Annotated in this window: 8 protein-coding genes and 1 pseudogene; 6 read left to right on the forward strand and 3 right to left on the reverse strand. The window is 69.6% G+C overall.

Going from position 1 to position 12,376, the window contains the following annotated elements; genetic code table 11:
- Positions 1–162 precede the first annotated feature (162 nt).
- On the forward strand, positions 163–1,245 hold the full coding sequence (locus tag Raf01_RS33255; protein WP_203922030.1) for a M48 family metalloprotease: 1,083 nt from the start codon (positions 163–165) through the stop codon (positions 1,243–1,245).
- Between the two features lie 303 nt (positions 1,246–1,548).
- Positions 1,549–3,414, forward strand: coding sequence for a right-handed parallel beta-helix repeat-containing protein (locus Raf01_RS49940; RefSeq protein ID WP_239134144.1), 1,866 nt, complete (start codon positions 1,549–1,551; stop codon positions 3,412–3,414).
- Between the two features lie 85 nt (positions 3,415–3,499).
- Here Raf01_RS49940 and Raf01_RS33265 read toward each other — a convergent pair whose 3' ends face one another.
- Positions 3,500–5,092 (reverse strand): serine hydrolase domain-containing protein, encoded by a 1,593-nt coding sequence (locus Raf01_RS33265; protein WP_203922031.1) that lies wholly within the window; start codon positions 5,090–5,092, stop codon positions 3,500–3,502.
- Positions 5,093–5,440: 348 nt separating this feature from the next.
- Between Raf01_RS33265 and Raf01_RS33270 the strand changes: the two genes are divergently transcribed.
- The gene (locus tag Raf01_RS33270; RefSeq protein WP_203922032.1) at positions 5,441–8,014 is read left to right on the forward strand and encodes a LuxR family transcriptional regulator; all 2,574 of its coding nucleotides are present in this window, start codon (positions 5,441–5,443) and stop codon (positions 8,012–8,014) included.
- 250 nt (positions 8,015–8,264) lie between these two features.
- Here the strand turns inward: Raf01_RS33270 and Raf01_RS33275 are convergent, their stop codons facing one another.
- Positions 8,265–9,518 (reverse strand): hypothetical protein, encoded by a 1,254-nt coding sequence (locus Raf01_RS33275; RefSeq protein WP_203922033.1) that lies wholly within the window; start codon positions 9,516–9,518, stop codon positions 8,265–8,267.
- A gap of 258 nt (positions 9,519–9,776) precedes the next feature.
- Between Raf01_RS33275 and Raf01_RS33280 the strand changes: the two genes are divergently transcribed.
- On the forward strand, positions 9,777–10,154 hold the full coding sequence (locus Raf01_RS33280; protein WP_203922034.1) for a VOC family protein: 378 nt from the start codon (positions 9,777–9,779) through the stop codon (positions 10,152–10,154).
- Positions 10,155–10,200: 46 nt separating this feature from the next.
- Here Raf01_RS33280 and Raf01_RS33285 read toward each other — a convergent pair whose 3' ends face one another.
- The gene (locus tag Raf01_RS33285) at positions 10,201–10,869 is read right to left on the reverse strand and encodes an alpha/beta fold hydrolase (RefSeq protein WP_203922035.1); all 669 of its coding nucleotides are present in this window, start codon (positions 10,867–10,869) and stop codon (positions 10,201–10,203) included.
- Between the two features lie 276 nt (positions 10,870–11,145).
- Here Raf01_RS33285 and Raf01_RS33290 point away from each other — a divergent pair, with 276 nt between their 5' ends.
- Complete coding sequence (locus tag Raf01_RS33290) at positions 11,146–11,844, forward strand: helix-turn-helix transcriptional regulator (RefSeq protein ID WP_239134146.1); 699 nt, start codon at positions 11,146–11,148, stop codon at positions 11,842–11,844.
- Between the two features lie 13 nt (positions 11,845–11,857).
- Positions 11,858–11,995: pseudogene (locus Raf01_RS33295) on the forward strand (IS630 family transposase); the annotation flags it as partial.
- Positions 11,996–12,376: the final 381 nt, after the last annotated feature.

Genomic DNA, 12,376 nt, shown 5'->3' on the forward strand with positions numbered 1-12,376 from the left:
GACCCGTGCCCCGAGTGCCGTGCTCCACTCGTCAGTGAGCGGCAGGCAATGCCGTGGTGCACCGCGTGCGAGTGGAACCTTCCGGTCTACGAGCCTGAGCGGCGCCGGGCAGAATTGGGTTGGCGTTGGGTCGACCGGGCCACGCACCGGGTTGCGTACCGCTTGGCCACCCGTCAGTTCGCGGCACTGTCCGGTGCCGCCATCACCCGCCCCGGCTGGGGCGCGGTGCGAGTGGGCATGGTGGTCGCCGGAAGCATCTTCCTGGCGGCGATCGCCGCCATGGTGGTGGGTGGGGCCTACCTGACCGTGGCGTACTGGCCTCACCTGCCGGCGTTCCTCGGGCTCCTGTTGATACTGGTCGCGATAGGACTGCGCCCACGGCTGGGCAGGCTCGACAAGGATTCCGAACCCCTTGCCCGGCAGCAGGCAACCGCCCTGTTCGCACTGGTCGAGAAAGTGGCCGACGAGTTGGGGACACCGCGCCCGCACATCATCGTGCTGGACGAGCGGTTCAATGCCTCGTGCTCGACCGTCGGTCTGCGCCGGCGGCACGTGCTGCGGCTGGGCCTGCCGTTGTGGGCAGCGCTGCCACCACAGCAGCGAGTCGCGCTGCTCGGCCACGAACTCGGCCACTTGGCCAACGGCGACATGCGACGCGGGATACTCACGGGTATCCCGCTCGGCACGCTGGCGGCGCTCGACGACGTGACCCGCCCGTACCACGTGATCAGGCGCAGCCACGGCGACATCGCGGTCGCCGCGGCGATCGCCCGCCTCCTGCTCGGTGTCGTCAATCGGTTCGTCTGGTGCGGCTACGTCCTCACGGCGTGGATCACGCTCCGCGACGGCCAGAAGGCCGAGTACCTGGCCGATCAGCTGGCCGCCCGCGTCGCGGGCACGACGGCGGCGGCCGGCCTGATCGACACACTGGCGGCCAGCGACGGCATCACCACCGCCCTGCTGGCCGCGGCGCGACGCGGCGGTACCGCGAACGCATGGCGGGCGGCGGCCGACCAGACCCGGCAGGCACTGGCCGAACGGATCGACCAACGACGCCAGTTGTCGGTCCGGGACCAGTCCTCGCTGTTCGCCACGCACCCGCCCGCCGGCCTGCGGGCGCGCCTCATCGAGTCGCGGCCGGAAACGCCGCCGAGCGTGGAACTGTCCGAGGCCGACTCCGACCGGATCGACGAGGAACTGGCCCAGCGGTACAGCCGGCTCCAGCGGAATCTCGTACACGCCTGAACCAGCGCGCCAGCATCGGCAGCGCGACCGCACGTCCGGTGAGTCGGCGCCGACACTGACGGTGGGCACGGGCCGACCCGCGGTGGCACAGCCACCGGGTCGAGGTCGCCGGATGAGCGGTGCCGGTGCAACGAAAGCTGCAACTACGATCCTATTGACTGTCGTGGATATTGGTGCGAGGTTTTCCCGGAGGAAATCGCTTTCCACGCTCTCCTCCAAGCCGAACGGACACCCACCTGCCGGCCCGGCGCACCCGCCCACCCGCCGGCAGGGCGTCCGATCCTGCCCACCGGAAGAGGTGACATGAGACTCGCACCCCACACGTCCCGCCGCCGTTGGTGGATTCTCGGGCTGACCGCGGGCCTGGCCGGGTTGACCGCGACGGCGGTACTCGGCCTGGGCTCGGCGGCCCAGGCGGCCACCCTGTTCAGCGACAATTTCGAGTCCGGACTGTCGAGCACCTGGTCGAAGTCCGGCGGCACCTGGGCCCTCGCCTCCGACGGCAGCCAGGTGCTGCGGGAGTCCAGCTCGACCAGCGACCTGGCACGCGAATTCAACGGGTCGACGAGCTGGACCGACTACTCGCTGCAAGCCTCGGTCAAGTCGCTCGCTTTCGGCTCGTCCGACGGTCTGGTCGGCATCTCGGCCCGCGCGTCGAGCTCGTCGAAGTTCTACCGGCTGGCCCTGACCAGTTCCGGCCAGGCGGTGTTGCAGGCGTACGCGGGCAGCGCCAGCATCACCACACTGGGCAGCGCTTCGATCGGCGCGAGCACCGGCACCTGGTACACGCTGCGCATCGATGTCTCCGGCACGACCGTCACCGGCTACGTCAACGGCCAGCAGGTCGCGTCCGCGACCAACACGCTGGCCGGCAGCGGCCGGATCGGGATGCAGACCTTCCACGCCAGCGGCGAGTTCGACAACGTCGAGGTCACCTCGTCGGCCGGCGGTACCCCGTCCGGTTCGGCGAGCCCCACCCGACCGGCGAGCCCGAGCCCGACCCCCAGCCGCACGACGAGCCCCACGCCGCCGCCCAGTTCGAGTCCACCGCCGACCAGCCCGCCCCCGACGAACCCGCCCGGCAGCACCTTGTACGTGGCACCGAACGGTAGCGACAGTGCGGCCGGTACGCAGTCGGCCCCGACGACGCTCACCTCGGCCATCACCCGCATCGGCTCCGGCGGGACCATCTACCTGCGTGGCGGGACGTACAACTTCTCTCAGACGGTCAGCATCGCGACCGGCAACAACGGCACCTCAAGCGCCCGCAAGACGCTGTCCGCCTACCCGGGCGAGACCCCGGTGCTGAACTTCTCCGCGATGGCCGAGGCCGACGCCAACCGCGGGCTCGCCCTCAACGGGTCGTACTGGCACGTCTACGGCATCGTGGTCCAGAACGCCGGCGACAACGGAATCTTCGTCGGCGGCAGCAACAACGTCATCGAGCGGGTGGTCACCCACGGCAACCACGACACCGGGCTGCAGATCTCCCGCGCCGCGTCCGACACCCCGCAGAGCCAGTGGCCGTCCAACAATCTCGTCATCAGCTCGGAGTCGTACGACAACGCCGACTCTGGCGGCGAGAACGCGGACGGCTTCGCGGCGAAGCTGACGTCCGGTCCCGGGAACATCTTCCGGTACGACGTGTCCCACAACAACATCGACGACGGCTGGGACCTCTACACGAAGAACGACACCGGTCCGATCGGCCCGGTGACCATCGAGTACTCGCTCTCCTACAACCAGGGAACCCTGACCAACGGCACCCAGGCCGACAACGGCGACCGCAACGGCTTCAAGCTCGGCGGCGACGACATCGGGGTCAACCACACCGTCCAGCACAACGTGGCGTACCACAACGGCAAGCACGGCTTCACCTACAACAGCAACCCGGGCTCGATGTCAATCTCGAACAATGTCAGCATCGACAACGCCGACCGCAACTTCTCGTTCGACGAAGGCACCTCGACGTTCCGGAACAACACGTCGTGCCGGTTCAGCGTCGACGGGTCCAACGACAAGACCATCGGGGACGCGGACAGTTCGAACCAGTTCTGGACCGGTTCGAACGGGTCCCGGTGCACCACCTACAGCGGCGCGCTGGGCTGGTCGTTCGCCTCGGACGGCCACCTCGTCGTGACCTTCGGCGGCCGTCCGGTAACGCCGTAATCCGGTTCACCGCAGCCGGCCGGGCAGCCCGATCGAGGCTGTCCGGCCGGGCGGGTGTCGCTCAACGGGGCGCCGGCCGGAGAGCTCAGGCGGCGGGACGGGCGAGGCGGGCGTTGACCGGTTCAACGGGTACCAGCCGGTTGGTGCACGCAGCCGTCGCCGCACCGGTCTCGGGCAGCACGATCAGTGACGCGGCGGCCCCCGGCCCGGCTCCCGGGTGCCCGTAGCGATTCTTCGTCCCGTTGACCAGCCAGCCCAGACCCACGCTCGCGCCGGAGGGCTGTGCCACCTGCGGGCGCAGTGCTTCCCGGGCGAGTTCGCCGGGCAGCAGGGACGCCCAGGTCAGGCCGAAGCGTACGAGGTCGGCCGCGGTGCTCCACAAGCCACCGGCGGCGGGCATGGTGCACACCTGGCCCGGTGCCCGGACGAAGACGCCGTCCTCGGTGAGGCTGTGACCGGTGACCGCGGCGGCCCGCGGCCAGCTCGCCGGAAACCCCGAACCGCTCATGCCGAGCGGCTCCAGCACCAGGCGGGTCGCGGCCTCCGGGTACGGGACGCCGGTGATGTCGGCGATGAGTTGCCCGAGGACGGCGTACCCGACGTTGCCCGGCACCAGGCAGCCGCGGCGGTTGTCGCAGGGGACGGTCGCGCCAAGCAGAGCGAGCGGATCGGGTACCTCGTCGGCGTACTGCCCGGCCGGGCCGCTCACGCCGCCGGTGTGGGTCAGCAACTCCCGTACCGTGACGACGTCGTCGGCGAGCCGGACGGCGCGCAGGTACTCGTTGGCCGGCCCATCGAGTTCGACGTCTCCGCCCGCGACGAGCCGCAGTACGGCGGTCGAGGTGATCAGCTTGGTCACGCCGTAGACCGGGAACCGGTGATCGGGGCGCAGCGCCTCGTTCCGGTCGAGGTCCGCCCAGCCGCGGACCACCGTCCACGGTGTCGCGGTCCCACCGTCCCGGTCGCCGCCATCCCGGTCAGCACCATCCCGGTCACCACCGACCCCGTCAGCACCGGCCAGTACCAGGCCGACCAGACCCAAATCGGAGAACGACTCCTCGGCCACCCGTACCGCCCGGTCGGGCGCGTCACCGGAGAGCTGAGTGGCGGCGGCGGTCCGCTTGTCGGTGAGTCGCTGGTCGGTGAGTCGCTGGTCTTTCACTCGCTGGTCGGTGACCCGCGCGCCCGACGGGTACACGCGCAGCATCGTCAGCAGGTGGGGCGAGTCGGCCGCGGTCGCGGCCTCGATGCGCAGGTCGGCGATCCGCGCGCGGACGGCCACCTCGGTGGCACGGGAGACGATGAGATCGTCCCGCAGCCGGGTGGCCACGGAGCGCAGCGTCCGGACCAGCGTGTCGGCCGGGACCAGGGCGAGGTAGCGGTCGTCGAAGTGCTCGCTCAGCTCGTTCGCGTCGGGCGCCGTCCAGGCCGGGTCGCCAGCCTCCCGGAACCGCTCGGTCACCCAGCGCACGTGCGTGAGGGCACGGCTCGGCCGGTTTTCGGCCGCCTCGATGGCTGCCTTGAGCGATGCCCAACTGGTGCGCCCGTGCTCGCGGGCGATGGACAGTTGGGCATCGTGCAGGCTGGTGAACTCGCCGTCGGCGAGGCGTCGCTTCGCCTCGATCTTCAGGTACCGCAGACTGGGCCGGTCGGGCAGCGCGCGGAATTGCTCGGACATGGCAGTCCTTCCTCAGCGCCCGCGGGTCCGCGACATCGGGCCGGAAAGACGTGCCGTCAGTGGTCAACGAAACCGGTGAGCTTGCAGCCCTGCCCGCGGACCCAGCGGCGGCCGGAAACCGCCGTGCCACAGTGTAGCGTGTCCCCGGCTCCGGCTCCCGCGCTGCGGCAGCGGCAGCGGCAGCGGCAGCGGCAGCGGCAGCGGCAGCGGCAGCGGCAGCGAAGCTTGACTGACACCTGACAGGTCAGCGGTATTGACCCATCGGGCCATCGATGAGTGACCATTGACTACCGGTCATGCAGCCATTCTGAGGATGTCGGCGACAGATCGACGTGGGAGGCCATCGCGGTGCGTCAGTGGCCGTTGGAAGGACGCGGGTCGGAGTTGGTGTCCGTACGCGAGGCATTTTCCGGGTCGGCGGTCAACGCCGTGCTGGTACGCGCCGCGGCGGGGATGGGCAAGACTCGGCTGACCCGGGAGGCGTTGCACGGCCTGGACTGCCGGACCGAATGGGTAGCGGCCACCCGGGCTGCCACAAGCATTCCCTTCGGCGCGTTGGCTCACCTGCTTCCCGACGACGTACAGCCGTCAGCCATGCCGGTCGGCTTCGTCCGCGCGGTGTGCTCGCGGGTCGCCGGATGGGGCGGCAGAACGAAGGTCGCGATCGGTGTCGACGACGCTCATCTGCTTGACGACGCGTCGAGCACGGTGATCGCTAACCTGGTTGCCGCCGGGGCGGCGTTCGTGGTGCTGACGGCGCGTACCGGGGAGCCGCTGGCCGATTGCCTGGCCCGGCTGGGCAAGGAGGGCGAGGCCACGATCCTGGACCTGTGCCCTCTGTCCAGTGGGGTGATCGACCGGTTGATTGATCATGACACGGGCGGTCGGATCGACGCCGCGAACCGCCGTCGCCTGCGCGCCGCTGCCCGAGGCAATCCACTGGCGCTTCGCGAGTTGTTGCACGGCGCGGTGCCCGGCGGGCTCACCGACCTGGTGTCGTCCCGGTTGGACGGACTGGATCCGGCTACCCGGCACGTGGTCGAGATGGTGGCCTGCGGCGAACCGGTACCACTGGGTTTCTTGGAGCGGCAGGTCGGTCTTCCGGCGGTGACCGCCGCGGAGGACAGCGGCCTGGTGGTGTGTGAGAAGTCCGGTGCCCGGGTCCAGGCCCGTCTGGACCATCCCTTGTTCGGTGAGGTCATGCGGGCGCGGATGGGCGCCGCGCGTTCCCGTCGGGTCTACCGGGATTTGGCCGGACAGCTGTTGAGTACTCCGATGCGGCGGCGTGAGGACACGCTGCGGGCGGCGCTGTGGCAGGTCGAGTCGGGCCAGATCGTGCGACCGGATCTGGTACGGGAGGGGGCTCGGCAAGCCATCGGCCGGGCCGGACTGGTACTGGCCGAGCGGCTGGCGAGGGCGGCACGCGAGGCGGAACCGGGTGCGGAGACCGACTGGCTGTTAGCTGAGATCCTGGAGTACCAGGGGCGCAGCGATGAGGCCACCGACCTGGTGCCGGCGACCCCGCCCGCACAGTTGACCGACCGGATCCGCTGGGCGGTGACTCGCGCGGACGGGCTCTACTGGGCCTACGGCAACCTGGCCGGTGCCGCACAGGCGCTGGATACCGCGGCCGGACAGACCACGATCGAGGGCGCTCGGGCGTTCATCCTCTTCTTCGCGGGTCGCTGCCCGGATGCGGTTCAGACCGCCCGCGAGGTACTGGACCGTGAGGACAGCGACCCGCAGGGAGTGGTCTGGGCAGCCGCCGCGGGTACGGCGTCGCTGGGTTTCCTTGGTCGGATCGACGAGGCCGAGCAGGTTCGCACGCGGGGCAACTCGGTCGCGGCCGCTCACATGGCTGCGCTGCCGTGGGGTGCGTTCCAGATCGAGATCGGCGCGTGCCTGGCCTATCTCGCCTGCGGGTACCCGCGCACAGCCGCCGCCATCGCGGCCGATGGATACGACGCCGCGGTGCGAAGCGGAGTTCCGATGATGGTGAGCGGGTGGGCGCTCTACCGTGGCATGGCCGCGGCCACGCAGGGCGACCTGAGCCACGCCGACGTGTTACTGGCCGAGGCGCTCGCCGGCTTCGACCGCACCGACACGTTCCGGCTGCGCCGCTGCTGCCTGGCCGCGGGGGCATGGGTCCAGGCCATGCGCGGCCGCGGCCCGGCCGCGAGCGACCTGATGGCCCAAGCCGACCGGCTCGACAACGGAACCAACCAGATCTTCGCCGCCTGGATCGACACCTGGCGGGCCTGGGTCGCGCAGGCATGCGGAGACACCGCCGCCGCCACGGAACACGCCACGCGCGCCGCTGACCTGGCGACGGCGGCAGGCATGCCTGGTGTGGCGGCGATGGCCCGGTACGACGTGGTTCGTCTCGGCGGCGCCGTCGACCCGGCCCAGATCATCGCCCCGCCGCAGGCCGCACCCACGACAGCCGCAGTGCCCGCGACAGCGGCCGCGTTCGCCGCCACACGCGCGCTTTCCGAGGCCGGCGGGGCCGCGCTGGCCGAAGCCGCCGACGGCATGGAACGGCTCGGCTACCACCTGCACGCCGCGGAGCTTGCTACCGCCGCGGCGCGAGCGCTCCGGCGGGCCGGGAACCGCGGCCGGTCCGGGCTGGCCACCGCCAACGCCGCCGCGCTGCGTGCCCGATGCCCGGACGCCCGCACCCCGATGGTGGCCCACGACGATCTCAGCGACCTGCTCACCGCTCGCGAGCGGCAGGTCGCCCTGCTGGCGAGTCGGCACACCAGCCGACACATCGCCCAGCGGCTCGGCCTGGCCGTGGCCACCGTCAACAACACTCTTGCCCGCGCGTACACGAAGCTGGGCGTCACCGGACGCGAAGAGTTGCGCGCACTGCTCGGGATCGACGACGACTGCCCCGACGCAGGGCGGGAGTCGGGCGGGTGACCTTCGCCGTTTGCCTTCGCCGTCTGCCCGACGGCGCACCGCGGCCCTCGGCCAGAAGCCCGGTCGAGGGCCGCGGTGAGGTGCTCCGGTGTCAGTGTCGTTTGGTGTCAGCGTGTTTCGGCGGCGACTTGTTTCGGTGTCGACTTGTTTCGGTGTCGGCGCCCTTTGGTGTCAGCGCCCTTTGGTGTCAGCGCCCTTTGGTGTCAGCGCCCTTTGGTGTCAGCGCCCTTTGGTGTCAGCGCCTTCGACATCATCGCCAGGCGCAGTGGATGTGCGTGTTGTGGCCCTTGTCACCGGGGCCGAGAACCTCGTACGCGCCCAGCGTTCGGCATCCATCCATGAAGGCCCGATAGTTCGGGTTCGACGCTGTGACCTGCACACCGTTGATGATGCCGACATCGAACGCCTCCCCGGCATAGTGGAGAGAATTCGTGCTGTGGTCACCGCCGGAGACCTCGGTCACGTAGAAGTTGTAGCCGTACACGGCGTTCATCCACAGCAGCCCTCTCAGCATCCGGATGTCGAGGTACACGGACCTCGCACCGACGTCGCTGTACCCGCTGGTCCTGGCGGGCAACCCCGCCGCGGCGTCCAGGATGTTCTGCCGTGCGGTGGACGCGGCATCCACGCCTCCGGTGTGACCCGTGGCTAGCGTGATGCTCGGGTCGTCGCGGATCGCGGCCGCCGGGTTGTACGCCGGCAGACCGGTGTCGAAGATGCCGGACCCTATCTCCACGCTCAGCCTGTCGGTGCCGAGACCGTCGCAGGTGGACAGGTAGCGCTGGCCGGAGGGCAGCGGAGCGACGCACGAACCCCACGGCGTCCCGTCCAGGGTCTGCAGCACAATGCTGAATCCGATCTCCACCTGCCGGGCACCGTCATAGAGATTGCCGTTCACCGTCACCACTGCGCCGCTGACGCCCTGGTAGTCGTCGTAGAAGTAGTAGGGATCCGCGTTGGAGATCACCGAGCCGTTGTTGAAGGCACCGTTGGTGCGGTCGTACAGGTATGCCTGAACCGCGCCGGCCAGGTAGAAGTTGCACAGCACCTCGGCGGCGTAGGAGACGCTCACCGTACCCGGGCCGTTCACGTTTGGCGTGATGAACCGGGCCATGTAAGGCACGCAGGTCGGAGCGTCCAGCGCCCGTACGCGCTCGACCATCCGCAGCTCCGAGTCCTTCGTCGCCTTCGTCGAGTCCAGCGTCATCCCGATCGGCTTGTCCATCCGCGGCAGTTGCCGCGGACCGACGGACTTCTGCGGGGCCGACTGGGTTGCGTTCTTCTTTTCCGAAGGGGGTGTGAGGGGCCGCAGGGCCACGGGCGCCGGGTTCAACCCGGGAGCGCCCGGCGGCACCACTTGTGGGATCGCCCGTTCGACGTGTGCCCGGTCCGACGTGGTGGAGCCCGCGACCGCTGGGGAACCGCTGCCCAGCAGTGAGCCCGTCACCATCAGCAGGGCGAGGATCGGAACGGCTGTCCGTCGCCAGTACGACGTCATAGCCATGACTTGACCAACCTCTCCGGTCGACGTAATGGATTGCGGCGGCGACCCGGTCGGTCACCAGCCAGCAGCCAGAGAGTAGGAAGCCGGCCCGCTGCGTGTCTTGAGTACTGGCGCTGCCCAATCCGGCCGCGCCGCGGGGCCGGTTAATCACGTTGCGAGCGCCGACCGCACCGTTGCCTTGCCGGATCCGGCATTGCTCCGACCGCGGGAGCGTGAACCCGATCGCGATGCCCGAGCGACACCGGTAGCGTCCACGGGATGAGTCACCTGGTGGAGATCGTGCTGGACTGCCGTCACGCGTCCAGGCTGGCGCGGTTCTGGGAGACCGCGCTCGGCTGGCGGATCCGGCCATACGACGAGGCCGAGGTGGCACGGCTCGCCGCGCTGGGCCTGACACCGGAATCCGATCCGGCGGTGGCCATCGACTCCCCGGACGGTTCGCTGGTCTTCTTCGTCCAGGAGGTTCCCGAGCCCAGAACCGTGAAGAATCGCATGCACGTCGATATCAGGCTACGAGACCAGGCACACTTGGACGAACTCGTGCGGCTGGGTGCCACGGTGATATCCGAGTATGACGACTGGCGGGTCATGGCCGATCCGGAAGGCAACGAGTTCTGCGCCAAGCACCCGGGTTAGGCGCCCGACGGCAAGCCTGCCGCCTGTGCGTCCATACATCCGCTAGCTATTCGCCGAGCAGCAGCGCAGCCACGGCCTCTGGGGCCTCATGCATCGCGTCGTGCCGGGTTGGGAGGTCGTGGACCTGCCACTCGGGATCGGCGTGGAGTCGGGTGCGGAGTTCGGCGAAGGGTGTGCGGTCGGCCCATCCCGAGCAGTAGACGAACTCGCGGCGGGGTACGCGATCGACGGCACCTGTGAGCCGGATCGTCTGCAGGAACGAGGCGAGGGGATGGGGACGGCGGCGGGGATCGCCGCCGTCGGGCGGGCGGACGGCGTAGCCGGTGCCCGCAGCGCCGGCGGCGAATGCCTGTCGGTAGCGCTCGGTCGTTGACGACCAGCACGACTCGCCGTCACGCGGTACGTAGGCGTCGAGATGCACCAGTCGTGAGACCCGGCCGTCAGCGCGGTCGGCGGCGGCAGCGATCACCATCCCGCCGTAGCTGTGGCCGACCAGCGTCGCGCTGGTGATGTGGGCGCGATCGAGGAGCCGCAAGACGTCGTGGGCGTGCGTGTCGAGGTTGGCGGTCGCGACCGTCGCATTGTCGTCGTCTGGCCGCAGTCCGGTCAGGGTTAGGGCGTGAACGGTATGACCGGCACGCTCCAGCAGCGGAACCACCGCCTCGAACGACCACGAACCATGCCAACCGCCGGGCACGAGTACGAATGTCGCCATGTGTTTCTCCTTCTCTTTCAAGCAGTCTCAGCTCTCTCGGGCCGTGTCACCGAGGCAGCCTGCCCCAATGACATGCGGTTCAGTGTCACCAGATCGAGGCGTGGCTGCCTACCGGTAGGATGCCAACCGATGCCTGTTCACCGCCAAACTCGCCGGATCGCCGCCGTGACGTCACATATGTGGCCGTCTGGCGGGCGCCACCTCTGGCCATCCGGTGAAACAAGCGCGGTACAGTCGCACGCGCGGGGACACCTGGTATACGCGGCCAGCGGCGTCTTGGCCGTTCACACCGAGCGCGGCACGTCGATCGTTCCCGCCAACCGGGTCGCCTGGACCCCGGCCGGGTTCACGCACTACCACCACGCCCACGGCGATACCGATATGCGGATCGTCTTTCTCGCGCCATCCCTCGCCCGGCTCGTACCAGATCGTCCCGCCGTGTTCCTGGCCTCCGACCTCGCCCGCGAGGTCCTGCTCGCCCTGACCGGCCCCCGCAACTACGACGACGACGCGCCTGGCTACAGCCGCTCCGCGCGCTCTCGCCTCCTTCGAGTCCTCGTCGATGAACTCCGCGAAGCGTACGAACAGCCACTGCACCTGCCCGAGCCGCAGGACGACCGGCTGCAAGCCATTGCCCGCATGCTGCAGGAGAAGCCGGCAGACAACGCCTCGCTGGCTCAACTCGGGAAGACGATCGGAGCCAGCACCCGCACCCTCAGCCGACTGCTCCGCGACGAACTGGGCATGACCTTCTATGAGTGGCGCACGCAGCTACGCATTTACCACGCGCTCGTGCTCCTCGCCGACGGCCACGACACCACCCAAACCGCCTACGCCTGCGGATGGGCCAACCCCAGCAGCTTCATCGCGGCGTTCACCAGCATCATCGGAACGACCCCGGGCCGCTACCGAACCAGTCGCCAGACCACCGCCCGCGCATCTCAACGCCCGACGGTGGTCAAGTCCTCGGCGTGACTCGTACTCGCGGCGCGGCGGCCGACCCAAACAGGTTGATGGCTCGGCGATCATCGCAGCGACGTTGGAGCCGCCCCCGGCGTCGTTGGCTGTGACGCATTGGTCGAGCCGGTTGCTGGGCAAGCACCTCGGCACCGGGGACGCGACGGTGGGCGGCGTGAGACGCTCGGGTTCCCCTACGCCGGGCCTCGGCGCGCCGCCCTCCGCGCGCCAGCTCAGTGAGCCGGACCAGATCACCGGGAGCCCCGGGTAACTCGGCCTCAACTCGGCGGTACTCCTCCGCCGCGGTGGACCGCATCCCGGCCGCCGGACCGGTACGCAGGCCAGCCCGCTGACCGATGACTTGCCTGTAAACGGGATTCAGACGCGGGACGCTAGAGAGACGGCACCAACCCATCGGCTTGACGACGCGACTAACGATCGGGATCAGAGCGTTGCCCTACGACGACCAGCCGGCAACCTCTACACCCTCGACTGCGAGGAGCCGGCCGACCTCGATACAGGCCCACTCGGAGTTATCCACAGGGCCCTT

The sequence above is a fragment of the Rugosimonospora africana genome, from assembly GCF_016862975.1.
Classification (GTDB): Bacteria; Actinomycetota; Actinomycetes; order Mycobacteriales; family Micromonosporaceae; genus Rugosimonospora; species Rugosimonospora africana.